This window comes from Lignipirellula cremea (genome assembly GCF_056501455.1).
In genome coordinates, this window is record NZ_CM151415.1 from 1,322,072 (window position 1) to 1,347,187 (window position 25,116).

The 25,116-nt window shown below is 65.3% G+C and carries 16 protein-coding genes; 3 read left to right on the plus strand and 13 right to left on the minus strand.

Annotated elements, in window-relative coordinates; genetic code table 11:
* Window positions 1-14 precede the first annotated feature (14 nt).
* The gene (locus SH602x_RS05195; RefSeq protein WP_479475780.1) at window positions 15-1,364 is read left to right on the plus strand and encodes a DUF1501 domain-containing protein; all 1,350 of its coding nucleotides are present in this window, start codon (window positions 15-17) and stop codon (window positions 1,362-1,364) included.
* Between the two features lie 72 nt (window positions 1,365-1,436).
* Here SH602x_RS05195 and SH602x_RS05200 read toward each other — a convergent pair whose 3' ends face one another.
* From SH602x_RS05200 to SH602x_RS05225, 6 genes are all read right to left on the minus strand, one after another.
* Entirely contained in the window at window positions 1,437-2,789 is a 1,353-nt protein-coding gene (locus SH602x_RS05200; protein ID WP_479469542.1) for a DUF1501 domain-containing protein, read from the minus strand.
* Window positions 2,790-2,881: 92 nt separating this feature from the next.
* Window positions 2,882-4,987, minus strand: coding sequence for a serine protease (locus SH602x_RS05205; protein ID WP_479475781.1), 2,106 nt, complete (start codon window positions 4,985-4,987; stop codon window positions 2,882-2,884).
* 46 nt (window positions 4,988-5,033) lie between these two features.
* Window positions 5,034-7,280 carry a DUF1549 domain-containing protein gene (locus tag SH602x_RS05210; RefSeq protein WP_479475782.1) on the minus strand — a complete coding sequence of 749 codons (2,247 nt, stop codon included), beginning with the start codon at window positions 7,278-7,280 and terminating at the stop codon, window positions 5,034-5,036.
* A 143-nt stretch (window positions 7,281-7,423) separates the two neighbouring features.
* Window positions 7,424-8,707 (minus strand): MFS transporter, encoded by a 1,284-nt coding sequence (locus SH602x_RS05215; RefSeq protein WP_479475783.1) that lies wholly within the window; start codon window positions 8,705-8,707, stop codon window positions 7,424-7,426.
* Entirely contained in the window at window positions 8,704-9,480 is a 777-nt protein-coding gene (locus SH602x_RS05220) for a creatininase family protein (RefSeq protein ID WP_479475784.1), read from the minus strand. The genes SH602x_RS05215 and SH602x_RS05220 overlap by 4 nt, the downstream gene beginning before the upstream one ends.
* A gap of 289 nt (window positions 9,481-9,769) precedes the next feature.
* Window positions 9,770-11,320: a DcaP family trimeric outer membrane transporter gene (locus SH602x_RS05225; protein WP_479475785.1), complete on the minus strand. Its 1,551-nt coding sequence runs from the start codon at window positions 11,318-11,320 to the stop codon at window positions 9,770-9,772.
* A 226-nt stretch (window positions 11,321-11,546) separates the two neighbouring features.
* On the opposite strand from SH602x_RS05225, the gene SH602x_RS05230 reads away from it, so the two are divergent.
* Both SH602x_RS05230 and SH602x_RS05235 read left to right on the plus strand, forming a co-directional pair.
* Complete coding sequence (locus tag SH602x_RS05230) at window positions 11,547-13,097, plus strand: AbgT family transporter (protein WP_479475786.1); 1,551 nt, start codon at window positions 11,547-11,549, stop codon at window positions 13,095-13,097.
* Window positions 13,097-14,455 carry a threonine/serine exporter family protein gene (locus tag SH602x_RS05235; RefSeq protein ID WP_479475787.1) on the plus strand — a complete coding sequence of 453 codons (1,359 nt, stop codon included), beginning with the start codon at window positions 13,097-13,099 and terminating at the stop codon, window positions 14,453-14,455. The genes SH602x_RS05230 and SH602x_RS05235 overlap by 1 nt, the downstream gene beginning before the upstream one ends.
* Window positions 14,456-14,476: 21 nt before the next feature.
* Here SH602x_RS05235 and SH602x_RS05240 read toward each other — a convergent pair whose 3' ends face one another.
* The 7 genes from SH602x_RS05240 to glsA all read right to left on the minus strand — a co-directional run bounded on the left by SH602x_RS05240 (window position 14,477) and on the right by glsA (window position 25,078).
* On the minus strand, window positions 14,477-15,679 hold the full coding sequence (locus tag SH602x_RS05240) for a M20/M25/M40 family metallo-hydrolase (RefSeq protein ID WP_479475788.1): 1,203 nt from the start codon (window positions 15,677-15,679) through the stop codon (window positions 14,477-14,479).
* Window positions 15,680-15,716: 37 nt separating this feature from the next.
* On the minus strand, window positions 15,717-17,375 hold the full coding sequence (locus SH602x_RS05245; RefSeq protein ID WP_479475789.1) for an AbgT family transporter: 1,659 nt from the start codon (window positions 17,373-17,375) through the stop codon (window positions 15,717-15,719).
* A 156-nt stretch (window positions 17,376-17,531) separates the two neighbouring features.
* Window positions 17,532-18,644 (minus strand): baeRF11 domain-containing protein, encoded by a 1,113-nt coding sequence (locus SH602x_RS05250; protein ID WP_479475790.1) that lies wholly within the window; start codon window positions 18,642-18,644, stop codon window positions 17,532-17,534.
* 30 nt (window positions 18,645-18,674) lie between these two features.
* Window positions 18,675-21,782, minus strand: coding sequence for an efflux RND transporter permease subunit (locus SH602x_RS05255; RefSeq protein WP_479475791.1), 3,108 nt, complete (start codon window positions 21,780-21,782; stop codon window positions 18,675-18,677).
* The gene (locus SH602x_RS05260; protein WP_479475792.1) at window positions 21,779-23,056 is read right to left on the minus strand and encodes an efflux RND transporter periplasmic adaptor subunit; all 1,278 of its coding nucleotides are present in this window, start codon (window positions 23,054-23,056) and stop codon (window positions 21,779-21,781) included. The genes SH602x_RS05255 and SH602x_RS05260 overlap by 4 nt, the downstream gene beginning before the upstream one ends.
* 210 nt (window positions 23,057-23,266) lie before the next feature.
* Window positions 23,267-23,875, minus strand: coding sequence for an HdeD family acid-resistance protein (locus tag SH602x_RS05265; protein ID WP_479475793.1), 609 nt, complete (start codon window positions 23,873-23,875; stop codon window positions 23,267-23,269).
* A gap of 198 nt (window positions 23,876-24,073) precedes the next feature.
* The gene (gene glsA / locus SH602x_RS05270; RefSeq protein ID WP_479475794.1) at window positions 24,074-25,078 is read right to left on the minus strand and encodes a glutaminase A; all 1,005 of its coding nucleotides are present in this window, start codon (window positions 25,076-25,078) and stop codon (window positions 24,074-24,076) included.
* Between the last annotated feature and the right edge of the window lie 38 nt (window positions 25,079-25,116).

The window sequence follows — 25,116 nt, forward strand, 5'->3', positions numbered from 1 at the left end:
GCGAAGGTAGCCGAATGATCGCATCGCGTCGCTCTCTGCTCCGGTCGGTCTCGAGCGGTTTCGGGTATCTCGCATTGCAGGCCCTGCTCGGCCAGCGAGCCGCGACAGCGACGACGCCTGGGTCGCCCGATCATGCGCGGGTTCTTCCGGTCCGCGCCAAGCGGGCGATCTTCCTCTGCATGAGCGGCGGCCCGGCGCAGCTCGACACGTTCGACTACAAGCCGCAGTCAGGGAACAAGCCGCATCCCGGCTCCGTTTTTCGCTTCGACCGCCATGGCGAGAGCGGGCTGGCGATTTCCGAGTTGCTGCCCGAGACGGCGAAGCATGCGGATCGACTCTGCGTCATCAACGGAATGCATGCCGACACCGAAATCCATGCGCAATCCTTCCTGCAAATGCACACGGGCGATCGTCTGCGGGAGCGGCCGAGCCTCGGTTCATGGATCGCCTACGGCCTGGGAACCGAAAACGAAAACCTGCCTGCTTTCGTCAGCCTCAACACGTCGAAAAGTTCGGTCTATTCCAGTTCGTTTCTTCCGTCGATCTACTCGGGCACGCCCATCGGCGTGAACGGAGAAGACATGAGCCGGGCGACGATCCCGAACGTCGTCGGCGATCATCTGCCGATGCCTGCCCGACGGCGGCAGCTCGACTTCGTACAGGAACTGAATCGAGAGCATCTGGCCGAACGAGCGGGAGACGCGGCGCTCGACGGCGCGATTCAGACGATGGAACTGGCGTTTCGCATGCAGACGCAGGCGCCCGGCCTGCTCGACCTCACCGGGGAATCGCAGTCGACGCTCGACCGCTACCGCGTCGGTCAGCAGAAGGAGCCGGTCGGGACCTGCAAGGCGAACGACTTCGGTCGTCAGTGCCTGCTGGCGAGACGGTTCGCGGAAGCGGGCGTGCGATTCATCGAAGTGAATCACGGAAGCTGGGACCAGCACAAGAACCATCGCCGCGACCTGAAGGCGAACTGCGAAGCGACCGATGCGCCGATCGCCGCGTTGCTGTCCGATCTGGACGAGCGGGGCCTGCTCGAGGATACGCTCGTCATCTGGGGCGGCGAGTTCGGACGGCCCGGCTTGACGCCCGACGACGGCAAGGACGAGACAGGCCACAACGCCCGGGCTTTCACGTTCTGGCTAGCGGGGGGCGGGACGAAGGGAGGATACGTGCACGGAAAGACCGACGAGACGGGAGCTCGCGCGGTCGAGGGCAAGGTCCACTTTCGCGACCTGCACGCGACGATCCTCTGCCTGATGGGACTCTCGTCCGAGGATCTGACCTTCCGCTATGCGGGTCGCGATCATCGCTTGACCGGCCCGGAAGGGGGCCAGGTCGTCGATGATTTGTTCGCCTGAAGCCTCGCCATCCGACGAGGCGTGCGAAGAAGGGCTTCGTCTGCGACGCCGCTGCGGCGTCGCGACTCCACGTCAGGCGGAGCGAACGAGTTCGGGGATCGGCTTGCCGCGATCGACGATCGGCGTGGGGCGACCGTTGAAGTCCTTGAGGAAGACCTTGGACGAATCGATGCCCAGGTGGCGGTAAATCGTCGCCAGGAAGTCGCCCGGACCGCAGGGCCGTTCGACGACGTCTTCGCCCAGCTTATCCGTCGAGCCGATGCACTGTCCCTGAGGGATGCCGCCGCCTGCCCACAGGTTTGAAAAGGCCCGCGGCCAGTGATCCCGCCCCGGCTGCTTGGTTCCTGCCGGCGCGCTGGCGTTTCCTTCGCCGGTGCTCGGCTGGTACTCGATCTTCGGCGTACGACCGAACTCTCCGGTGACGACGACGAGCACCCGTTCGTCGAGTCCCCGCTCGAAGACGTCTTCGATGAGCGCCGTCACCGCCTGATCGTAAGCCGCGGCGCGGAACTTCATCGCGTCGAAGACGTGATGGTTGACCGCGTGATCGTCCCAGTTCTGCACGCGACCGCAGAGCGGACCGTTCAGGCTGGTCGTCAAAACTTCGACGCCAGCCTCGACCAGACGTCGCGCCAGCAGCAGTTGCTGTCCCCAGGCGTTGCGGCCGTAGCGATCCCGCGTGGCGTCGGTTTCCTGGGTCAGATCGAAAGCCAGCTTGGTCTGCGGATTGGTGAGCAGCGTCATCGCCTGCGTCTCGAAGTCGTCCAGCGCGCCGAGTTCGCCGTACTGGTCGAACGCGCGCGAGAGCGTGTCGAGCTTCTTGCGCAGGCTGACCCGTCGGCTGAGGCGTTCGACCTCGCGTGCGTCGGCGAGTCCGATATTCGGCACGACGAAGTTCGGCGCATTCGGGTCGCCCGTCACCGAGAAGGGCGAGTAGGCGTCGCCCAGGTAGGCGGGACCGTTGTATTCCAGCGGCGGGTTCACGCCGACGTAGAGCGGCAAAGGATTCGTCCGCGGACTTTCCTGCGAGCGCAGGTAATTCACGACCGTCATCCAGTCGGGCAGCTTCGGCTTCGGCTTGTCGCGCGTGTCGGGGTCGCCGGAGAGCAACTGCATCGAACCCGCGGGATGCCCCGGCGCCGTCTGGTGCATGCTGCGCAGGACCGAAAACTTGTCGGCGATCGCGGCCTGCTTCGGCAGCAGTTCGGTGAACTGCATGCCGGGCACCTTGGTCGAGATCCGTCCGAACGGACCGCGGTACTCCGACGCCGCCTCAGGCTTTGGATCGTACGAGTCGATATGGGAGCAGCCGCCCGGCTTCCAGACCATGATCACCGCCGACTTGGGGCGACCGTCCGCCGGCGTCTCGGCGCGCAGCTTCAGCAGCCCCGGCAGACTCAGCGTCGCGAAGCCGGCCAACCCCATGCGCAGGAAGTTTCGACGGGAAGCCCCGTCGTCGCCTGCGCTGAACGGTCCGGGACAGCAAGGCACAGCGCCGTGCGAACAGGCGGGACGATTCATGGAGTCACCGGAGGCTTGACGCGGATCGCGATCGGTTTCGAAACGACGATGTCGACGATGTCCTGCGCCGGAGGCGGACTGGGCGCCGCGCCGTCCGCGGTCGCGACGACAGTCGGAGCGACGTACTTCGCGACCGCTCCGCCGTAGAACGCGATGACGTAGTCGCCCGGCGGAACGTTCAACTTGGCCAGATCGAGGGTCGTCTCCGACGCGTCCGCTCCCAGCGGCAACTCGAACGCCGGGTGGCCTTCGAACCCGTCGCCGATCGTCTTCATCTGCACGGCCGCGCCGGAGAATTCGCTGCGTCGAACGTGCGCGAGCGACACGGTCAGCGTCTTTCCCGCCTCGACCTCGAGCGGACCGGCGACCTTCGGCTCGATCGTGAGCGGCGCGCCTTCGACGCTTCCGACGGAGACCGCCACGTCGAGCAGCAGTCGCGGGTTCGGGATCTCCGACCAGGCATCTTTCACGGGCCACGCCATCGAGGCGAGCCGCCCCGTGCGCGTCGCTTCCTGCCCGTCGATCGTCGCCCGGGCGAGAAACTCCGCAGACGACTTGCCCGCCGGGGCGTTCGCGTCGGCGGTGACCAGCAGGACGCCGCGGGACTTCCAGGGCGGGATTCTCAGTCCCGTCGCCGTTACTCCCTGCGGAAGATTCTCGAGCGTCAGATCGATCGGCCCGTCGAAGCCGTCGCGCCGGAGAGCGACCGCCTCGAGCGCCATCGTCGCGCCGGGACGAAGCGAGATCGGTTTCGAGAGCGCGTTCCGATCGCCGTTTCGCAGTTCCATGTGGAGCGCCCAGGCGACGACGGCGAAGTCGGGCGCGGCCTTGCGGATCACCATCCGGTATTCGTTGCGAGCGTCCGTCCGCGTACCGCCGAACAGGTCGAGCAGTTGCAGGCGATAACGTCCGTCCTCCGGAACGTCGATCTTGCCGAGAATGTCCGACGAGCCCGCGTCATACGGCGGGCCGTCGTAGGCGTAGCCGTTGCTGGAAACCTTGACCGGGCTCGGGATGTCGGTCAGCTCGACCACGTCGACCAGCGTCTCCGCGGTCCCGGCTTCCGCGTTCGCCTCCACCACGCGCTGCACGAGGATCGAGGGATCGGTCGGTAGTCCGAGCCGCTCGGACGCGACCTCCACCCACCACGTCTCGCCCTTCTTCGCGGTGAACTCGAATACGTCGACGTCGGCCGCCGGGAAGAACGTGCCGGTCAGATCGCACGGCAGCGCGATCTTCTGGATGCCGGAATCGCCGTCATTGGGCTCGACCTCGGCGACCGTCGCTTCGGGCGCGAGTCCCGTCGGCGGCCAGGAGAAAGCCTTCACGGCCTCGGTCGATGGCTGACGAACGGCCGGCTGATCCGGCGCCAGTTCGCGGAGCGCGATTCGAAAGAAGCGTTCCGGTCCTCCCTTGAACGTGAGATCGTGGATCTTGAGCGTGTACGCGCCCTCCTCCGGAGCCGCGAAGACGAGCACGTCGCCCCGTCGCTCGACAGCGAGATCGAGGCCCTCGGCGTCGCCCACGATCACGACCGGACTCAACTTGGAATCGATGCCGGTCGCTGCGCAATCGACGGCGATTCGCTGATCCCTCTTCGCCGCGAACCGAAAGTAATTCGCCGCGCGCACGGGGGCCGTCGCGTTGCAGACGCTGCCGATGACCAGTTCCGTCGCCGATTCCGGCGTCGTCGCCGGCTGCGACTGCGTCGTCTCGGGCAGATCGCCTACCGAGAAGATCCGCGACGAAGACAGCCCGAACGGCGTCGATGCGCGTGCCTCGTAGATCCCGACGGGCACGTCCGCCCCGATCGCGAGCGAGTACTCCATCGGAAGCGGCTTCCCCTCCGCGTCGAGCCTGGGAGTCGCGACGATGCCGGGATGCGAGAACTCTATCGAGGCGACGCCCTCGAGCCATTCGCCGCCGACTTTGACGTCGACGGTCGTGCCTGCTTGACCGCCCATCGGCATCATCGTGAGCAGCCGAGGGGTCGGCAGGCCCACCGACTGCGCCTTGGCGTCCGCGGCGAAAGGTCCGCCGAACGTCATCGCGACGATGGACGCTGCCGCGAAGCAGACGCGGCGTACGGTCAATTCGGTCATGGAATCGAGCCCCCCAGCGTAGCGATCAAGGCTTCTCGAGTCGCGATCAATGGTTGAACAGGAATTCCTTGGAGTTGATCAGCGCCCACAGCAGATCCTGTGCGTTCTCGCGTCGGGCGGTCGTTGCATCGACGGGAGCGCCTGCCGCGTCGGTGCGAGCTTCCTGAAGATAGGCGATGGCCGCTTCGCGTTCGTCAGATCGAGGAGTGCGTGAGAATGCGGCGAAGTAGAGAGACTCTACCTGTGCTTCGAGCGGCGATTCATCTTTCGACAGCTTCTCTGCCCGTCCGCCCGCGAAGGCTAGCTTCGTCTTGATGTCGCCCGCGTTCAGCAGATAAAGGCTCTGTGCCAGGCTGGCGGACTGCACCCGTTCGCACTCGCACACGCTCGCGCTTTCGGGTCGTCCGAAGACCTTCAGCAGGGGCGCCGATCGGTTGTAGCTGTTGTCGGGCAGCGCGACCGCGCGCGTGCCGACCGGCAGATCGGCGAAATCCGTTCGGGCGCCGGTCAGCCCGTCGATCGCGTCGAGCAGGACCTCCGCCTGCAGGCGCTTGGGGTAGTACCGCGAATAGTTCTGGCGATCGGCGAGGTTGAACTCGTTCGGCTCCGCGCTGAGTTGATACGCGTTCGACCCGACGATGACGCGGACGAGCGCCTTCAGGTCGTAGCCGCTCTCGACGAAGGTCTTCTCCAACGCGGCGAGCAGTTCCGGATTCGTCGGCGGATTCGTGTCCCGGATGTCGTCTTCGGGTTCGATCAGGCCGCGACTGAAGAAGTGCTTCCAGTAGCGGTTGACGAGCGCCTTCGCGAAAAAGGGATTCGTTTCGGAGCCCATCCATTCGGCGAGACGCAACCGCGGATCCTCGCCTGCCGGAATGCTGCCTACGTCGTCGCCCAGCGCCGCAGGCGATTTCGCTTCCCCTGTCCTCGGGTTCGTCGCCGCGGCGAGTCCGCGCTTGTGAAAGATGAGGTCTTCGTCCCGGACGGCCGTCGGCTTGCGTCCCACCTGACTGAAGAACGCGACGAGCGAATAGTAGTCGTCCTGACTCCACCGTTCGAACGGATGGTGGTGACATTGGGCGCACTGCATCCGCACGCCGAGGAACAGTTGGGCGACGTCCTCGATCTGCTGCTTGGGTTCCTTGACTCGCTTGTACCAGGCGACCGGCGGGTTGCCGACGACCGTCCCGGTAGCGGCCAGGAGTTCGCGAACGATCTGGTCGTAGGGGCGATTCGTCAGCAGGCTGTCCCGCAGCCAGGCGTGGAAGGCGAAGTTCGCGGTGACGTCGCTCGACTCGTCTCGGCGGTTCTTCAGCAGCGACGCCCACTTGTTGGCGAAGTAGTCCGCGTAGTCCGGACTGTTCAGCAGCGATTCGACGAGGCGGTCGCGCCGATCGGGCGACGCGTCGGCGAAGAACGCCTTCGCTTCTTCTTCGGTGGGCAGACGACCGGCGATGTCGAGCGTGACCCGTCGCAGGAACGTCGCGTCGTCGCACAACGGCGAGGGCGGAATGCCCAGCGTCTTGAGGTTCGCGAAGACCAGATCGTCGACGAAGTTCTTCGACGGCGGAAGCTCGTCGACCGTTCCGCCTGACGGTATGGCCGCGCTGTGGACGGCCACCCTGCCCTGGTATCGCACCATCACGGCCGCCTTGCCGGGAATGTCGAGCGCCTTCACGAGACCCGCCTCGGACGCCTCGACCATGGCGGAGTCGTTCGCCTCGTAGAGCGCGAGGTGCGTCACGTCTCGCGTCGATTCGTCCGAGTACCTTGCGAGCGCCTGAAGCTGCACCGTCGCCCCGCGGGGCAACGAACCGCTCGGCGGAACGACTTCGATCGAGACCAGTTCCGGAGCGTCCGTCGATCCGAAGCGAGCTCCCGCGGCGATCCAGTCGCCGAGCACGCGATAGCTTTCAGAGTCAGTACCGAAACGGACGCCGCCGCCGTGCGGCAACTGCCCGGTCGCCTTCAGAAGGATCAGGCTCTCTTCCGGCGCTCCGGGAAAGACGCGTCGTCCGCGGCCTTCCAGAACCAGCCGGTCGTAGTCGTCCTGCGGCTCGAACCCGAGCAGCGACAGCTCGAAGCCGTTCTGTCCGCCGCCTGCCTTGGCGTGGCAAACGCCCGTGTTGCAGCCCGCTTTGGTCAGGACCGGCACGACGTCGTTGACGAAATCCGGTGACGCGACTTCGCCAGCCTCCGCTTCGGAGAAGGCGTTTGACGCGAAGAAGGCGAAAGCGGCGACCAGCGCAATGACGCGAGGAGCCGACGCGCGGCAGGCGGGAAAAAGCGACATGGCTCGCCGTGAGGAGGCGGGAGGCGAGTCCCCGAAATCGGGGGGCGGGGCGGTCCGAAGACCGTGGCATCAAGATACCCGCCCACGGGAGTCCGTGTCAAACTTTCTGATTGAGCCGGGGCCGCGATCTAACGATCCCACAATCACGTTTTCGCGGGCGCCGGCTCCTGCCACTCCGAGGGTTCGCTGTTTCGCGGCCAGAGCAGCAGCAGGGCGACGAGCGCGATCGCGGGCGTCCATCCGGCCAGCGCCAGGCCGAGGTCGAACGAGCCCGTCTGATCCACCAGGCGACCGAAAGCCTTCTGCAACGGCGAAGCCACCAGCCACCCGATCGTCGCCAGAAGCCCGGTCGCCTTGCCGACATGCCGCGGACTGACCTCCTGCGCCAGCGAATAGTAGACGGGAAACATCCCCATCGCGGCGGCTCCGATCAAAAGCAGCGCCGCGTAAAGACCGTACCCGCCGGGAAGCATCGCGACGCACGTCGTCAGCGCCGTCCCGGCAGCGCAAACCGTGAAGACCGTGATGCGCGAGCCATGAACGCTCATGCCCCGCCGAGCGAGCCAGAAACTGGCGGCGCCCGCGGCGATGCATCCGACGTCGGCGGCAGCGAAGTAGAGCGAGTTGAAAATCAGCGACTGGGCCTCGGTCGCGTCGCGCCCCTGCTGCAGAAAACTCGGGAGCCAGACTCTCAGCAGGTGCCACGTGATGTTGATGCCGATCACCACCGGGACGAGCGCCCAGAAGCGTCGGTTGGCGAAGCACTCCGTCCACCAGACGCCGAAGAACGAGGAAGGCGCCGTCGCCTCCGCGTCGGGCGACTTCATTCGATCGGTCGAGCGCATCGTCGCCAGCCAGCCGACGACCCACACCGCTCCGATCGCGCCGATCACGAGAAAGGGGGGTCTCCACGCGCCGACGCTCGTGTCGTCGCCGACCATGACGCGAATGATCAGGGGCGTCACGATCGCGCCGAGCGCTCCGCCGCTCTGCAGGATGCTGTTGCCGAGCATGCGATCCTTGCGCGCGAGCACGGCCTGCGTCGTCTTCAAGGCGCAGGGCCAGTGGCCCGCCTCGAAGAAACCCAGCAGCGTCCGAAAAATCAGCATCGACAGGTAGCCTTCGGACAACCCGGTCAGGATGCCGACGGTCGACCACGCGACGACGACGGCCGGATAGAGAAACCGCACCGGAAGGCGGTCGGCGAGGATACCGAAGAAAAGCGATCCCGCGGCGAACGCCCATCCGAAGGCGAACTCCAGGTCGCCGTAACGTTCCTCGGAGATCTCGAGTTCGCTCTTGATGCGCACCGCCAGATTCGCGAGCGTCTGCCGGTCCATGTAGTTCAGCATCGTCGCCGACAGCAGCAGCGCGCTGACCCACCAGCGCCACTTCCAACTTCGGCCCGACTGTTCCAGTTCCGTCACGTCGGCGTTTCCCAAGACAGGCCATCCCACGAAACGACGCGATCGAGGAACGTCGCGACCCCTTCGGCGAAGACGTCGAACAGATATTCGCCCTTCGCGGCGGCGGCATGCTGCGGGTCGCCGAGATGCCCGGGCGCATCAGAGCCGACCGGAGCGCGTTCCTTCGTGATCCAGCCTCGATACGCAGGCTCGAATCCGAAGCCGACGCCCATCGGCGAGAGCCCTCGATACTCTTTCACGAGATCGGGCCGGATCGCCAGCATCATGGACGTCTCCCACTCGCAGGCGTGGCCGAGCGACGTCTGCACGAGATCGTCCCGCAACAGATTCGGCCGGGCGAAGTCCCAGTACGAACATCCCAGCAGCAACAGATCGCTCCGTGTGCGATGCCGCTGCCGCGTCTCGAAGATCGCCTGTCGCATCGGGATCACGTTTCCGCCGTGGCCGTTCAGGAACGCGATTCTTCGGAAGCCGTGCGTCAGCAGGTTCTCGAGCAGATCGTTCAGCAGGTCGAGGTAGACCCGCGGGCTCGCCGAGAGCGTGCCGGCGTATTCGAGGTGATGGTGAGAGTTCCCCAGCCACTGCACCGGCAGAAACAGAACCTGATCCCGCTTCCGCTCCTCCGCTCGACGGACGACCTCCGCCAGGAGCAGGCTGTCGGTCGCCAGCGGAAGATGATGCCCGTGCTGCTCGACCGCCGCGATCGGCACGACGACTGGCGTGTCGGGAGCGCGCGAACGGATCTCCGGCCAGGTCAGTTCGGCGAATTGCATCGGCGGGAAGGAAGGCGAGTCAGGCCATCGACGAGGAGGGCGCCTGCGACGGTCCGACCGATCGACGGCCGAACGTCAGGCGGGCGACGCCTACGATAGCGCAGGGAGGACCGGGAAACAATCCGATCGTCGCCCGCGCGTCGCCCGCGCCTGACGCGCTGCGGAAGTTTCTCGCACAGGCGAATCGCGTCCCGGCGCTAGTGCGTGCCGCACTCGCATGTAGCGTTCGCGCCGATCTGAATCGTTACGGAATCGGCGCACAGGCCGCTATAGTTTCGCGAGACGCGATCTAGAAGTTGTATTGCGCTAGCGCGTGAAGTCGGTCGGCGTTCGCGGAGGCGCGGTCGAGATTCTCGCGTTCGCCCGTGATGTATTCGACGCCGAAAGAAAGGCGTTCGACGGGGATCCACCAGAGACTGGTCGCCAGATACTTCCCGGCTCGATACTCGTCGCCTGACTGGTTCGCGACGTTGTTCACGTTTACCTGGCTATAGGTGACGTTCGTCAGCCAATGCTTGTCGAACCAGTGTTCGTAGCTGGCGTTCCAGCCGATCGCCTCGACCAGTTCCATCTGCCCGGTCACCGGGTCGACCTGGGCGTCGAGGCCCTGTCCGGGCAGGTCGTTGATATACCGACTGATGCCCTGTCCCCACGTCGCCTGGCACAGGAACCGGCTGCGATCGAGGCCGGACGGGTTCGTCGCGCGCAGCGGATCGGTGTCGAACAGAATCGCCCAGGGGTGAACCACGACGTTTCCGCTGACGCCGTACCCCGTGAGTCGCGTGACGTCCTGACCGGTCGGCTCGTACCCGACCGTCCTCAGAAGCGAGCCGACTTGCAGATGCCCCCGGTCGCCTTCCAGGCGCAGATGCGTCGCGAAGTCGGGAACGTCCTGAACCGACTCGCCCAGACCGTTCGTCGTCACGTCCGAGAACGGGCGCTCGATACTCGACGCCCAGTACATGCGTTCCATCACCGGTACTGTCACGCGGGCGGAGGGCTGACGCTGATTGACCCAGCCGTTGGGCCCCTGGAAGTCGACCAGACTCGGCCAGTTCGTGCCGTCCATAAAGACGGTGTTCTGCTGACCGAAGCGAAACCAGCCGACGTCGACGAAGGCGTGACGCAGGCGGAGGGGGTTTCCGCCGCCGCCGACGGCCTGATCAGGGCCGTTGAAGAAGTCGACCTCGATGAAGGTGTGGATCGTCCGCTCGCACCAGTTCGTGGGCGTCCAGCTTTCGATCGCGAAGCGGCTGATCCGCCCGCTCATGTTGAAGTTCTGCCCGCGCTCCTGCGGAACAGGAATCGTGTTGGGCACGAACGCGTCGCGGAGCCCGATCGGCTTGAAGTCGTAGAGCGCGGCCAATCGGACGAAGCCGCGAAGACGGAACGACGTATTCGTCCCCGGCGCGAGAAACGATCCGGGGACGATTCCTCCGACGACGAACTTCTCGCGCTCTTCCTGCGTTACGCGAACCGGCGGAGAGATCCGGGTGAATTCCGGATCGCCCGGCGCGCTCTGATAGTCCCGGGCCGCGTAGCCCGGCGGCGCGTAGTCGGCGATCTGGTCGACCTCCGGGATCGGCTGGTCGTAATACGCCGGGTCGTAGACGTATTCGGGTATCGGGTCCGATACCCGGTCGCGACTCGACTGGTACGGATCCAGGACCGGCGCGTTTTGAATGAAGTTCGGATCCAGGTCGAACGCCTGCGGAAGCGACGGCGCCATGCCCGGCCTGAGCGACTCCTGCGCGTAAGCTCCGCTGCAGATCGCCCCAGCGCATGCCGCCGCTACGGTCGCGCGGCACAGGAAGGCTCCGGCGGATCGGCGGCTCTTCATTTCGCGGTCGCTCCGTATCAGCGTCACCTTCGGCATCGTCGGGCCGCAACGCACGATCGGCGCGGGCGGAGGCATCCTTGCGAACGGTATCGTCGGACCGTTCGGTATCGCGAAAGAAATTTCGCCCGCGCCAGTCGACTTTGCCGGACCGCTACCCCATCCTAGGGGGGCAAGCATATGACGCCTGAAGCGCTTAAGAGCCGCTCCCCATCTGCAGAAGCGCCCGATGACCAGTGTGGATGCGGACCGCAAGTCATTGATTCAGAAGAGCTTGCAGCTTGTCGAACGCATCGGCAACAGCGTCCCGCATCCTGCCGTCCTGTTCGCGGGGCTCATCCTGCTGGTGGTCGTGCTGTCGGCGCTCCTCGCGGCGTTCGGCGCAGGCGTCACGCATCAGCGCCTCGACCCGGCGACGGGCGAGATCGAAGTGGTTCGGACCGAGGTTCGCAGCCTCCTTTCGGCTGACGGACTTCGCTTCATCTTCACGTCGGTCGTTCCGAACTTCGTTAACTTCGGACCCGTCGGGATCATCCTCGTCGCGATGATCGGCGTCGGACTGGCCGAGCGCGCAGGGCTGATCCAGGCGCTCATTCGCAAGATCGTCGCCGTCGCGCCGCGGATGCTAATGACGGCGATCGTCGTCACGATGGGCGTCCTCTCCAGCATCGCGTCCGACGCCGGGTATCTGGTGCTCATCCCGCTCGGAGCGGCGGCCTTCTTGAGCCTCGGTCGCCATCCCTTCGCCGGTCTGGCCGCTGCATTCGCCGGCGTGGCGGCAGCCTTCGGCGTCAACTTCCTCGTGAAGCCGATCGACGGCATTCTCGCGGAGATGACGGTCGACGCGGCTCATCTCGTCGATCCCGACTACACGATGCCGCTGACAGCGAACTTCTACTTCGGAGTCGCTTCGAGCCTGCTCCTGATCCTGGTCTGTACCGTCGTTACCGAGCGGGTAGTCGAGCCCCGACTGGGGAAGTACGAAGGCGAGTCTCCCGACGAACCGCCCGGCGAGGACGAGGCCGAGCGAACGAAGGCGGAGAATCGCGGGCTGCTCTATGCCGCCGGCGCGTTCGCCCTGTTCGTTCTCGCGATCGGACTGCTCGCGCTTCCGTCGGGCGCGCCGCTGCGTAACGCGGAAACGGGCGACCTGATCGGCGACTCGCCGTTCATGCACAGTCTGGTCTTCCTGATCATGCTGGCGTTCTTCGCCGCCGGCGCCGCGTACGGCGCAGGCTCGGGCACGCTGCGCAGCCTCCAGGACGCGATCAGCGCCATCGAAAAGACGTTCGCCGATCTCGGGGCGTTGCTGTTTCTGTTCTTCGTGATCAGCCAGTTCGTCGCCTACTTCAACTTCAGCAACATCGGTTCGGCGCTGGCGGTCACGCTGGCCAATCGGCTGCAGGAATCGAACCTGAGCGTGGAGTGGCTGCTGCTGTCGTTCATCCTGATCGGCTTCCTGCTCTGCTTCCCGCTTCCGAACATCCTTCCGAAGTGGGCGATCATGGCGCCGATCTTCGTGCCCCTGTTCATGAAGCTGGGCATCGACCCCGACGTCGTGCTCGCTGCGTACCGGGTGAGCGACTCGCCGCCGAACGTCATCAATCCGCTCCTTCCGCACTTCGCGCTCGTGGTCGGCTTCGCTCAGCGTTACGACAAAAGCGCCGGCGTCGGGACCATCATCGCCCTGATGCTTCCCTACACGATCGCCACGGGAATCGCCTGGACGCTGGCGTTCTTCGCCTGGCACCTGCTCAAGCTTCCCTTCGGGCCGGGGTGATGAACGACCCGGGGACCGAGCGAACCGATGCGACCGCGAGCCGGGATCAGCCGCGAGGCCAGAACGGGTCGGCGGCCGCGCCGGTCGACACGAACGAGCTTCTTCAGTTTCTGCTTCGTCTGGCCCAGGCGCTGCTCGCGTCAGGCGAACAGACCGCGACCGTCGAACTGAGCCTGCGTCGTGCGGCATCGGCGTACGGCATGCGACGGTCGCGCGTCGTCGCGTTCCCGACCGCCCTGTTCATCAGCGTCGACGACGCGACGGGGGAGAAAGTAACGCTAGCGGAGGGGCCGACGCAGTCCCTGAGGCTCGATCAGATCGGCGACGTGTACGAACTTCGCGACCTGGCCCAGCGAGGCGCCGTCGACCCGGGCGAGGGTCGCCTGCGGCTGACGAGAATTCTGCGGCAGCCGCCTCGCTTCGGGGCGCTGGGACTGATCGTCGGCCACTTGATTCTGTCCGTCGGGGTCGCGCTGATCCTGATGCCGACCTGGATGAACGTCCTGGCGTCGGCGATCCTGGGCGCTCTCGTCGGTTGCCTGAAGTATTTCAACCGGGATCGGGCGCTGCTCGCCGTACCGCTTCCGGTGATCTGTTCCGCGATGGTCGCGACGGCGGTCTTCGTCGCGATGCGTTTGGGAGCGCCGATCGAGCCGCTTCATGCGCTCGTCCCGCCGCTCGTTTCGTTTCTGCCGGGCGCCATGCTGTCTCTCGGCATGATCGAACTGGCTTACGGCGACATGGTGAGCGGCGCCAGTCGCCTGACCGCGGGAGGCATTCAGCTCATCCTGCTGGCGTTCGGACTCGTGGCCGGCGCGGCGCTCGCCGGGTACTCTCCCGAAAGTCTGGTGGACGAATCGTCCGTCCCGCTCGATTCGCAGTGGCGAGTCGCGGCGTCGTGGCTCGGCGCGGTCGTTTTCGGGGCGGGCGTCTACTTCCACTTCTCCGCGCCGCGGAGGTCGTTTCCGTGGATGCTGCTGGCCCTGCTGACCGCGTTCGCCGCACAGCAGGCGGCAGCGCCCTTCGTCGGAAAGACGGGAAGCGGCTTCTTCGGCATGCTGGCCGTCACGCCGCTCGGGTATCTGATCCACCTGCGGTTCGGCGGTCCGCCCGCGATGGTGACGTTCCTTCCCAGTTTCTGGCTGCTCGTCCCCGGGGCGCTAAGTCTGGTCAGCATGAAGTACATGCTGACGGAGCGGGGAGCCTCCGCCGACGGCCTGATCGGAGTCGCGTTCGTCTTCGTCGCGATCGCCCTGGGAACGCTGATGGGCGCGGCGCTCTACAAGAACGCGACCGAACGCCTCGGAGCGTGGACGCTCCAGATCGGACGCGTCGAGCGATACTTCCGCCGAAAGTGACGCGGAACGCCGGGGCGGAGCCTACGGCTCCAGCGTCGCCAGCGCGACCGCCAGGCGGCAACCCTGCGCAAACTCCGGCAGCTCGACGTATTCCTTGATCGTGTGAATCTCGTACTGACCGGCGCCGATCGTCACCGTCGGGACGCCGTGCTTCACGAGCCAGTTGGCGTCGAGCCCGCCGTTGGAGAAGACCGTCGTCGGCGCCATTCCCAGGGACTCCACTGCCCGCTTCGCATGACGTACCGCAGGCGAATCGTCCGGAAGGTTGAACGACGGGTACGAGGGCTTCGACGAGAACTTCACTTGAGCCGTGTCGCCGCCGGCATCCTTGACCTCCGCCTGCGCTTTGGCGAACGCCTCGCGATAGCCGTCGCAGATCGCGCTGGCGAAAGCCAGGTCCGGGCTGCGCGCTTCGCCCTTGATGCGAACGAGGTCGGTGACGACGTTCGTCGCGTCGCCCGCCGGCTTTCCCTCGGCGCCGCCGAAGATGCCGGGGTTGCTCGTCCCGTGGCCGTTCTCCTTGACGACCTTCCCGAACCAGCCGGCCCGATGAGCCTCGGTCAGTCCGATCGACGCCACCAGCGTGGCGGAGATCCCCTTCTCCGGCGCGACGCCGGCGTGGGACGCCTTTCCGCGAATCTCGACCTCCCAGTTCTCTTGCCCGACCGCGCCGACGATCAATTCGTTCGGCAGGCGACCGTCGACGTTGAAGCACATCGCCGCGCCCTTCAGATCGGCAGGCGAAAGCTCCCGCGCGCCGTGCAGTCCGCTCTCTTCGCGCACGGTGAAGAGCAGCGTGATCGGCGGATGCGGCAGGCTGTGCTTCAGCAGCGTCTCCGCCAGCGCGACGAGGACGGCGCAGCCGGTTCGATTGTCTCCGCCGAGCGCCGTCGTCCCGTCGCCCACGATGCGATTCCCCTCCCGTCGCGGCTTGGCGCCCGCGCACAGCGGCACCGTGTCGAGATGCGTCGAGAAGAGCATCCGCGGCCCGGGACGCGTGCCGGGCAGATCGGCGTAAAGATTGCCGGTTTGCGTGGGCAACGGAATGCGCTGATGAGCGTCGTCGTAGCGGATCGCCGAAGCCGGGACTCCGACCGCGACGAGAGCCTCCGCGACCGCCGACGCGATCGCCTGTTCCTCCCCCGTCACGCCTTCGATCTGGAGGAACCGCATCAGGTGGGCCTCGGCGGCCGCCACGTCGAGAGGGAGTTCGGTGACGCTCATCGATTGCGCTCCAGGAAGATCCAGACAGGACGGAGAATCAGACGCCCCAAGGCAGCCGCGCCAGGTGCCAGATCACGAAGAGCGCGGTCCACGCGAGAAACGTGATCACGACGTACGGCAGCATCAGCGAGACGACGGTCCCGACGCCCGCGCTCCGGTCGTATCGCTGGGCGAAGCCGACCACCAGCGCGAAGTAGGCGTTGAGCGGCGTGATCGAATTCATCGGCGAATCGGCGATGCGATAGGCCGCCAGCGTCGCTTCCGGCGAAACGTCGAGATTCATCAGCAGCGGCACGAAGATAGGCGCGAACAGGGCCCACTTCGCGATGGCGCCCGTGATCAGCAGGTCGATCAGCGCGACGACGAAGATGAACGCGATCAGCAGCACCAAGGGCGGGAAATCGGCGGACTGCAGGGTGTCCGACAGCGAGAGCGCCAGGATCGTCCCCATGTTGCTGAAGTTGAAGTAAGCGATGAACTGGGCGAGCACCAGGAAGAGCAGCAGCAGGGGTCCGAGGCTGCGAAGCGCTTTCTCGATCGACCCGATGATCGCCGTCAGACTCATCAGCGTTCCCGCGCCGTAGCCGTACGCGGCGCCGGTTCCCAAAAACAGAACCATGATCAGCGCGATCAGACCGTTCATGAACGGCGAGTTGCCGATCAGCACGTCCGTCTCCGCATCCCGCAGCGGCGCGCCGGAGGGAATCGTCAGCAGCGCGAAGACGACCAGGGTCGCCAACGCCGCCAGTCCGGCGAAGAGGAGACCTCGCGACTCGGCGGCCGACAACCGGTTGTCGTCGTTCGTTTCGGTCAATGCATTCGACGCGGGAGCATCGTCCGGCGACGTCTGCGGCACGTACTTGCCGAGGCGAGGCTCGATCAGACGTTCCGTGATGAACGCGATGATCACCGTCAGAACGATCACCGACGCGATCGAAAACCAGACGTTCGACGCCAGACCGATCGAACGTTCGGTATCGACGAGGGCGATAGCGTCGTTGGTGAACTCCACCAGTACGGCGTCCAACGGCTTGATGAGCATGTTGACTGTGAACGCCCCCGCGACCGCGGCGAATCCGAGCGCGAGACCCGCGAGCGGATGCCGCCCGACGCTCAGGAAGGCGATGCCCGCCAGCGGAATAAGCACCAGGTAACCGGCGTCCGCCGCGACGCTCGACAGGATGCCGACGAACGCGAGGATGTACGTCAGCGCCCAGGACGGGGAGACGATCACAAGCTTGCGGATGAGCGCCTTGACCAGACCCGATTCCTCGGCGACGCCGGCGCCCACCATCGCCACGATCATCAGGCCGAGCGCGGTGAACCCCATGTAGTTCGGGATCAGGGACGAGTACATGAACCGCACGCCTTCGATCGTCAGCAGACTGCGCGCGGAGATCGTCCGCTCTTCGATCTTGTAGGCGTCTTCGTCCAGCGTGCCGTATGAGACGGTCGTTCCCGTGTCGTATTCCGACGGGTCGAATTCGTCGCCCGGGGCAGAGGCTGTCGTCGACGGAACGAGGACCTCTTGCGTGACGGTCGCTCCCGCCAGGTAGAGCACGTGCGACAGCACGATCACGAGCGCGATCAGCGAAAGGAAGATCAGGACCGGGTGCGGCACCAGGTTCCCGACCTTCTCGACGACGTCAAGAATCCGCTGCATGATCGTCTTCGGCGCGTCAGTCGAATCGCTCATGGAAGCGTCCTGTGGCGTGTCGCGCGAACGACTTTTTCGTCGGGCGCGTCGGATCTGCGTGGGAAATCGGCGTCGGAGTTTATCGGCGGCAGGATCTCGTTTCGAGCGGCACGTCCCCTCAGGCCGTTCCGCTCGCGACAGGCGTCGAGTCGGGACCTACGCGGGATAGCGATAGATCGCAGCGAGCGACTTTCCGCCGGGAATGTCCTCGGCCCGTACGGACAACACCCGCGCGCCGCCTGCGAGGGCCCTCGCAGTGATTTCGTCGACCAGGTCATGGCTCTTCGCGCAGGGTCCGTCCGCGAACTGCACCGCGCCGATCTCGTCCATGAATCCGGGTTCCGAACGGTCGATATCGACCAGCAGCGTCTGAACCGCGCCGTTAGTCGCCGCGCGAGCCGCCGAGGAAACGTCGGTCGTCGTCCGCCCTGAACTCGACAGCCGCTCGAACGAATCGCGAATCTCGGATAGTTCCTTTTGGAATAGTTCGTCCAAAACGCGGCGTGCGGCAGCGGACAGATCCTGATCGCTGATTTCGTCCGGATTGGTTTCAATCGCGGTCGCCGCCAGATGCGGATACGTCTGCACGCCGCGGTAGATAGAGAGCAGCGGCTCGGTCGCGGCGAGGATCAGCGGCGTCTCGCGACCGCCGAGCAGATCGCGCAGCGCGTGATCGATCTTGCGGGAATAGGAGGTCAGCCGAACTTTCTGTCCTTCCGAACCCTGCATCCGCCCGCTCGGCGAACGGTCCTTGATCGACGACTTTCCCGCCGCGCTCGCGGCGTCCTTGGGCATGTCGTGGACGCGAACGTCCGAAGCCGGAAGATCAGCAGTCACCTGCACGACGCGAACGGCGTTCTGCGAAAGCGCGAGCACGAACGCGGTCTGAGGCGTCGTGACCGAGCGCAGGAGCCGCTTGATGTAGTAGCGGTCGCTCACCTCGACCGCGGGCTCCAGTTGATTGGGAAGTCGGAACGTTCGCAAACCGGCAGGCGAGACGAAAATGGCGAGGCTATTCGCCTGGAACTCCCAGAACTGGTCGTCATCGACCAGATCGTCGAGCGCCTCTTCCATCGCGCGAACTTCTCGCTTGTCGTGATCGGCGAGTTGTCCGATCGCTTCCGATGCCAGGTTCTTGAGCGCGATGCGGCTCTTCTGAGCCTGATCGGTCAGAGGCGACGTCGGCAGATAGATCGAGACGCGTCCGGGGCCGCGATCGTGCAGCAGGCTCTGAAGGTCCGAACGGGACGGAATGTCGACGTGAAGCATGTTCGTGATCCGGAAGAGAAGACGGACGAATCAGCGTTTGGACGAAACGGAAGAGGCGGAATTCTCGCGGACGTTGAAGAAGATCGCGTACAGCGCCGGAACCACGAACATCGTCAGCACGCAGGCGAACGAAAGCCCGAACATCAGGGCGACCGCCATCGACGAGAAGAAAGGATCCGTGAGCAGCGGAATCATGCCCAGCACGGTGGTGATGGCGACCATCAGCACGGGCCGCAGTTTCATGACGCAGCCCTTCACGATCGCATCGTAGTGATTCGTCCCCGCGGCGACTTCGTCGCGGATCTTGCTCAGGACCACGATCGAGTTCTTGATCTGTTCGCCGCCCAGGCTCAGCACGCCGAGCAGCGCCATGAATCCGAACGGCGCCCCGGTCAGCAGCAGCCCCGCCGAAACGCCGATCAGGGCGAGCGGCGCGACCAGCCACACGACTGCGGTCACGCGCACCGAGTTGAACAGGCAGATGACGATGAACACCATCAGCGTCAGCGCGGCGGGAATCGACTCGGCCAGCGCGGTGCGCGCGTTGCGAGAGTCCTCGTATTCGCCGCCCCACTCCAGCGAGTACCCGGGCGGCAATTCGATCGCCTCGATCTGGTCGCGGACTCTTCCGAAGAGCTGGCTCGGCAGCCCGAAACTCGGATCGGCGTGGACCGTGGCCGTCGGGAACCGGTCGCGACGCATAACGACCGGATCCTCCCATTCGACGGCGACGTTCGACATGACCTGATTGAGCGGAATCATGCGCCCCGCTGTCGGGCTCCAGATCTGCATGCTCCGGATCGCGTCGGCTTCGCTCCGCTCGTTCAAGGGCGGGCGCGCGACGATCGGCAGCAGTCGCGTCTCCTGCGGGAAGATGCCCTGAGCGGCGTCGCCCGGCTCGCGATAGAAGCCGACGACGCGTCCTTCGAATCCGAGCTCGAGCGCCTGGGCGACTTCGACGCGGGTCAGGCCGTTCCGCCGCGCCTGCAATTCGAGCAGCGTGGGGCGGATGACGCTTTCGCGATCGCGCCAGTCGTGACGGACGCAAACCGCGCCGCCGTCGGCTTCGAGAATCGTCTCCGCCTGCTCGGCGAGCCGTCGCAACACCGTCGGATCGGGTCCGCTGAACCGCGCCTGGACGCGGCCCCCCTGGCCCGGTCCGAGCAGAAACTTCTTCGCGACGGCGTTGGCGCCCGGATAGTTCTCTTCGAGATGGGTCTGGATTTCGTCGATCAGCCCGTCGATCTTGCCTTCGTCGTCGACGTCGACGAGGAACTGCACGAAGGCCCGATTCTCCCGTTCCGGCGAATAGACCAGCAGAAATCGCAGCCCGCCGCCGCCGACGAACGTCGAGATATGCGTCACTCCGTCGAGGGAGTGGACGTGGTCCTCGATCGACTCGGCGAACGCTTCCGTCGCGAGGATGTGGGTCGCCGACGGGAGGAACACGTCGACCATGAACTGCGGTCGCGTCGCCGGCGGAAAGAAGCTCTGCTTCACGAAGCCGAAGGCCCAGATCGCGACGACGAACGCCAGGATCGAGGCGACGACGACTCCCCAGCGGAAGCGAAGCGACCAGACGAGCATCGATCGATAGACGCGAAACACGATGCCGCCGTACGGATCGTCCGCGACGCCGGAGGCGGTCTGCTTCTTGCTGAAGAAGTAGTACCCGAGCATCGGGGTCACCGTAATCGCCGAGATCCAGCTCAGGCTCAGCGAAATCAGGATCACGAGGAAGAGCGAGTTGCAGTACTCGCCCGTAGAGTCGTCCGACAAACCGATCGCGGCGAACGCGACGACGGCGATCGCCGTAGCGCCGAACAGGGGCCACTGATTCTGCGCGACCGACTCCTTGACCACCTGCAGCTTGTCGTCGCCCGCTTCGATCCGGACGCGGATCCCTTCCACGATGATGATCGCGTTGTCGGTCAGCATGCAGAGCGCGATGATCAGCGCGCCGAGCGAAATGCGCTCCATCAGGATGTCGCCGTCCAGGTACATCACCAGGAACGTCGCCATGATCGTGAGGAACAGCACCATGCCGACCACGATTCCGGTTCGGAGTCCCATCGCGATCAGCAGCACGATCACGACGATGCTGACCGCCTTGATCAGATTGAAGATGAAGTCGTTCGTGGCGTCGACGACCGCTTCGGATTGAAAATTGATCTCGTTGATTTCGATGCCGAGCGGCCGATCGGCCTCCATGCGGACCAGCCGTTCCCGCACGGCGTCCCCCATGGTCACCACGTTGCCGCCCTGCACCGTCGAGATGCCAAGGCCTATCGCCGGCTGGCCGTCGTAGCGCAGGATCCGGCGAGGCGGATCCTGATAACTTCGTTCGATCGTCGCGACGTCGCGCAGCGCAAGCTGCCTGCCGGAACTGTCTGACCCGATGACCACGTCGAGCATCTCTTCCGCCGACGCGAACGCGCCCTTCGGATCGAGGGCCGTATGTTCGTCGCCGACGCGGATACGTCCCCCGTCGGCGGCGATGTTTCGCGCCTGCAGACGCTCGTAGATCTGCCGCTCGTCGATGCCGAGTTGCGACAGGCGATGCCTGGAAATCTCCAGGAACACCGCCTCCTGCTGCGCCGCGAAGAGGTCCACCTTCTTCACGTCAGCCGCCTGCAGCAGTTCCCGGCGGAGCGTTTCGGTGTAGCGGCGAAGTTCGGCCTGGGTATACCCTTCGCCGGTGATCGCCAGGAAGACGCCGTAGACGTCCCCGAAGTCGTCGACGACGATCGATCGCCCTCGTACAGAGGGGGGCAACCGATCCTGCACGTCGGCGATCTTGCGCCGAAGCTCGTCCCAGACCTGAGGGATGGAATGCTTGTCGAAGCGATCCTCGATCACGACGGTGACCGTCGATCGACCGCGGACCGATTCGGACTCGACCCGTTTGAGCTGTCCGAGCTGCTGGCACGCGGCTTCGATGGGGTTGGTCACCTCGACGGCGACCTCTTCCGCGCTGGCGCCCGGGTAAGGCGTGACGATCAACGCCTCCTTGATCGTGAATTCAGGGTCTTCCAGGCGCCCCATATTCTGGTAGGCGACCGCTCCCCCGACGACGACCAGGACCATCGCGCAGAAGACGACGCGATTGTTGCGAACGGAGAGAACTCCCAGGTTCATCGGGTTCCTCCGCCGAGCGCATCGCCGAGATCGCGGACCTGCATTCCATCGCGCAGCCGCGTGGCGCCCGCGATGGCGATCCGGTCGCCCGCGGATAGGCCCTCGACGATCTCGAGGCTCGATCCGACGATCGAGCCGACGGAGACTTGTCGCGATTCGACCGAGCCGTCATCGCGCACGATCCAGACGACCTGTTCGCCCGATTCCCGATTCAGCGCCGCCGCCGCGGGAACGAGGATCGTCTCTCCCAGCAGCGTCGAGCGTCGGTAGCGGACCGTCACTGCGGCGGTCATTCCCGGAAGGATCGAGCCTCCTTCGGGAACCAGCATCGCGACGCGCACCTGGAACGTTTGCGTCGCGGGATCGGCGACCTGCGAGATCTCGCGCAAGTGGACCGGAAAGTCGATGCCGGGCGCGCCGTTGAACTGCGCCGTCATCTGCAGGATGTCGGCAGTTCGAATATCCGCCGCCATGACCGCCTCGGGGACGTCGACGACGATTTCCAGTTCTTCCGCGTCCTGGAACCGCACGATGGGGGTCTTCGCCGGGAGCGTCTGGCCCGCCTCGACGAAGCGCTGGGCGATGACGCCGTCGTAGGGGGCAATCAGCCGGCAGTCCTGAAGATCGAGGTTCGCTTCGACGACGCGCGCTTCGAGCCCGCGGATCATCGCCTCTTTCGCGGCGACGTCTTCCTGCCGTGCGAACGAGCCGAGTTCCAGATTACGAAGGGCGGCCTGGTGTTCTTCCTTGGCCACCTGGTAGAGCTTCTCGAACCGCTCGAATTCCGACCGCGTCACGGTGCGGGACTCGACCAGCGGCGCGCGTCGTTCGACGTCCGACCTGGCGTTCACCAGACGCGATTCGGCTGCGCGGACCTGCGATTCCCGGCGCTGGATCTCCTCCGGGCGCTCGCCCTGCACCAAGGCATCCAGTTCCGCGCGGGCCTGTTCCAGTTGGGCCTGCAACGCGTCGAGCCGCACCTGAAATTCGTCCTCGCGGAGCCTCGCGACGAGATCGCCGGTCTTCAAGCGGTCCCCTTCCCGCACAGGAAGTTCGGCCAGAATCCCAGGCACGCGAAACGCGAGTTCCGCCTTGCGCGACGCCTCGACCGTTCCCGGGAACGTGCGCAGGCGGATGTTATCGTCGGCGCCGACGACCATCGTCTTCACGGGACGAACGAGTTCGGCGCTGGGAGGCGAACGATCCCTGCAGCCCGTCGCGAAAGCGAGCGCCGCTGCCGAACTAAGCGAGGCGAGCGTGAGCCACTTCTTCATGCCGTCGATTCCCGACTTTCGAAAGCGAACGATACCGCAGGGCGTCAATCAGGCCCGAGAGAGCGAGCGGACGCCGCGCAGAACGAACGCCGCGAAACTCGTGCGTCGAAACCGCCTCGCCATGCAGGGGCGACCGATGCGTGCGTCGCGTCGAGAAGCCATCTCCTGGCGCTCGCGACGAGCGGCGACCGATCGTCGACCGGTGCGTCGTCAGAGCGAGGCGGACGAAGCTTCCTGACGCGGCGAGACGTTCTTCAGTACGAGCGAGAACATCACCCAGGCCCATCCGTTGAAGATCATCTCGATCCCCACGAACAGCCCGATGACCCAGAGCCCGGACGCAGGCCACTGGCGGTAGATCATCAGCCCCAGCGCCAGCGAAACGACGCCGTTGAGCGCGACCCACTTCCAGCCTTCGAAACGTTCGACCGCCGCGAAGGCGACGCGGAAAGCTCCGCCGAAGATCAGGAAGAGGGCGATGATCAACGTCAACTGGATCGCTGCCGACTCCGGTCGATCGACCAGAAACGCCCCCGCGACGACGTAGAGAACGCCGACCAGCAGGTGAATCAGGCGGTGCCGCGTCCTGCCGGCGAGGAAAGCCGTCACGGCTTCGGCGATTCCGCTGCCGATCAGCACGAAGCCGAACATCCAGGTGACGAGAACGGTGATCGACGCCAGGCAGGAGTAGCTGATCGCTACCATTCCCAACGCGACCATTGCGGCGCCGACCGCCGCGAACAGGGGCCAGTAGCTCTTCAGCACGCCCAGATCGTCGCCGCCGGACGGGGGACCGTAAGCGGTCGTCGCGGTTGACATGTCAGCGTTCGCCATCTTCGAGAGGAGATCCGGGCCCGAATCGCTGACGCTGCCCCAAAGCGTTATTCGGCGAAGTTGAAGATAGTGGCTTCCTAGACAGAACGCCACTGTCGGGGGGGAAATTAATGTCGTTCGAGTACCATCTTTCCGACGACCGTCGAATGCATCGGCCCGCGAGCGATCGTCGCCGAAAAACGCTCAGGTTTCCGGCGCCGAGGCGAAGAGGTCCATGCCGAGACGCTGCGACAGGTGTCTCGCCGCCATCTGCCCGCGGACGCTGTTTCCGGCGCGGTCGAGCGGAGGAGCGAACGTGCCGAGACCGCCCTTCCCCGGAGCGACGGCGACGATCCCGCCGCCGATTCCGCTTTTGCCGGGAAGACCGATTTCGTAGAGCCAGTCGCCCGAGGTTTCGTAAAGACCCGCCGTCGCCATCGTCGCCAGCGCGTAGTGGCATACGGATGGGGCGACGACGCGTTCTTTCGTCAGAGGATTCACGCCCCCGTCGGCCAGCGTCGCACCCATCACTGCGAGATCCCTGGCGCTGACGTCGAGCGAGCACTGCCGGGTGTAAAGATCGGTCGCCTCCGCAGGGTCGAGGTAGATCCTGCCGTAGCCTTGCAGCGCCCTCGCGAGACTCTGATTGCGGAAGTTCGTTTCCGACGCGCACTGGTAGACTTCTTCGTTCAACGACAGCGTCCGACCGGCGAACCGCGAAAGACCGTCATGCAGCGCTTTCCAGCGGTCGGCGTGATTCGCTCCCGGAATGAGGCTCGTCGTCGCGATCGCGCCGGAGTTGACCATCGGATTGGTGCGACCGTCGTCGCCCCTTTCGATCCCTTCGAGCGAGTTGAACGCCCGCCCGGTCGAGTTCACGCCGACCTTGTCGCGAACCTCCGCATGTCCCAGCGCTTCGCAGACGAGGGCGAAGACGAATGGCTTCGACACGCTCATGATCGTGAACTCGTAGTCCGAGTCGCCGACCGCGTAGACGTCGCCCGCACATCCGGCGATGCAGATGCCGAACAACTCCGGCGGCACCCGCGCGAGCGCGGGATAGACCTGGGAGACTTGTCCTTCCGCGTTCGATCGGCACCGCTCGTGGGTTTCGGCGACCAATTCCCTCACCTGATCGGGCGAAGGCAGTCGGCCCGTCGAAACGTAAGGACGTTCTTCGTCCGAGGGGTCCAGTGAGCGAGCGTTCATACGAGTTCTGCACCGGCAAAATGATCGGTCGAATGATC